The 2,007-nt window shown below is 49.2% G+C and carries 2 protein-coding genes; both read left to right on the top strand.

The annotated features are described in order from the left end of the window. Window positions 1-105 precede the first annotated feature (105 nt). Window positions 106-1,791 carry a 30S ribosomal protein S1 gene (rpsA, locus tag ACTHUT_RS19085; RefSeq protein ID WP_440386302.1) on the top strand — a complete coding sequence of 562 codons (1,686 nt, stop codon included), beginning with the start codon at window positions 106-108 and terminating at the stop codon, window positions 1,789-1,791. 10 nt (window positions 1,792-1,801) lie between these two features. Continuing rightward, the coding region (locus ACTHUT_RS19080; RefSeq protein WP_440419423.1) for an HU family DNA-binding protein at window positions 1,802-2,007 on the top strand (206 nt) is incomplete at its 3' end.

The raw sequence follows: 2,007 nt of genomic DNA, 5'->3' as shown, positions 1-2,007 counted from the left end.
TATAACAAGGCCGTCTGAAAACATTTCCCAACCTGCCGCGCCAAGGACGGCAGGTCATTTCAAACCTAACCCGCACCCCTTGGCGGTGTACCGAAAAGAGTATATATGACTATGGAAAATTTTGCCCAGCTGCTGGAAGAAAGCTTTACCCTGCAAGAGATGAACCCAGGTGAAGTGATTACTGCCGAAGTAGTCGGCATCGATCAAAACTTCGTTACCGTTAACGCAGGTCTGAAATCAGAATCTCTGATTGATGTTGCTGAATTCAAAAACGCTCAGGGCGAGATTGAAGTTAAAGTTGGCGATTTCGTTACCGTTACCATCGAATCTGTTGAAAACGGCTTCGGCGAAACCAAACTGTCCCGCGAAAAAGCCAAACGCGCTGCCGACTGGATCGCTTTGGAAGAAGCGATGGAAAACGGCGACATCCTGTCCGGCGTTATCAATGGCAAAGTCAAAGGCGGTCTGACCGTTATGATCAACAGCATCCGCGCATTCCTGCCGGGTTCTTTGGTTGACGTACGTCCCGTTAAAGACACTTCTCACTTCGAAGGCAAAGAAATTGAATTCAAAGTGATCAAACTGGACAAAAAACGCAACAACGTTGTTGTGTCCCGCCGCGCTGTTCTGGAAGCTACTTTGGGCGAAGAACGCAAAGCCTTGCTGGAAAACCTGCAAGAAGGTTCAGTTATCAAAGGTATCGTTAAAAACATCACCGATTACGGTGCATTCGTTGACTTGGGCGGCATCGACGGTCTGTTGCACATCACCGACTTGGCATGGCGCCGTGTGAAACACCCGAGCGAAGTTCTGGAAGTCGGTCAAGAAGTTGAAGCCAAAGTCCTGAAATTCGACCAAGACAAACAACGCGTTTCTTTGGGTATGAAACAATTGGGCGAAGATCCTTGGAGCGGTCTGACCCGTCGTTACCCACAAGGTACCCGCCTGTTCGGTAAAGTATCCAACCTGACTGATTACGGTGCGTTCGTTGAAATCGAACAAGGCATCGAAGGTTTGGTACACGTTTCCGAAATGGATTGGACCAACAAAAACGTACACCCAAGCAAAGTTGTTCAACTGGGTGACGAAGTTGAAGTCATGATCCTGGAAATCGACGAAGACCGCCGCCGTATCTCTTTGGGTATGAAACAATGCCAAGCTAACCCTTGGGAAGAATTTGCCGCCAACCACAACAAAGGCGACAAAATCTCCGGCGCAGTTAAATCCATCACTGACTTCGGCGTATTCGTAGGTCTGCCTGGCGGTATCGACGGCCTGGTTCACTTGTCCGACCTGTCTTGGACTGAAGCCGGCGAAGAAGCTGTACGCAAATACAAAAAAGGCGAAGAAGTTGAAGCCGTTGTATTGGCCATCGACGTTGAAAAAGAACGCATCTCTTTGGGTATCAAACAACTTGAAGGTGATCCGTTCGGCAACTTCATCAGCGTAAACGACAAAGGTTCTTTGGTTAAAGGTTCTGTGAAATCTGTTGACGCCAAAGGTGCCGTAATTGCTCTGTCTGAAGAAGTTGAAGGCTATCTGCCTGCTTCTGAATTCGCCGCTGACCGCGTTGAAGACCTGACTACCAAACTGAAAGAAGGCGACGAAGTTGAAGCCGTTATCGTTACCGTTGACCGCAAAAACCGCAGCATCCGTCTGTCTGTTAAAGCGAAAGACGCTAAAGAAAACCGCGAAGCGCTGAATTCAGTTAACGCCGCTGCAACTGCCAATGCCGGTACTACCAGCTTGGGCGACTTGCTGAAAGCCAAACTGTCCGGCGACCAAGAATAAGGTTGCAGACATGACGAAGTCTGAATTGATGGTTCGCCTCGCAGAAGTGTTTGCCGAAAAAAATGGCAACCAACTACTGGCTAAAGATGTCGAATACAGTGTAAAAGTCTTGGTTGATACCATGACCCGCTCACTGGCTCGTGGACAACGTATCGAAATCCGCGGCTTCGGCAGCTTCGACTTGAACCACCGCCCTGCCCGTATCGGGCGCAACCC

This window comes from Neisseria sp. P0022.S010, from assembly GCF_051956635.1.
This window is presented reverse-complemented; position numbering and strand designations above follow the sequence as displayed.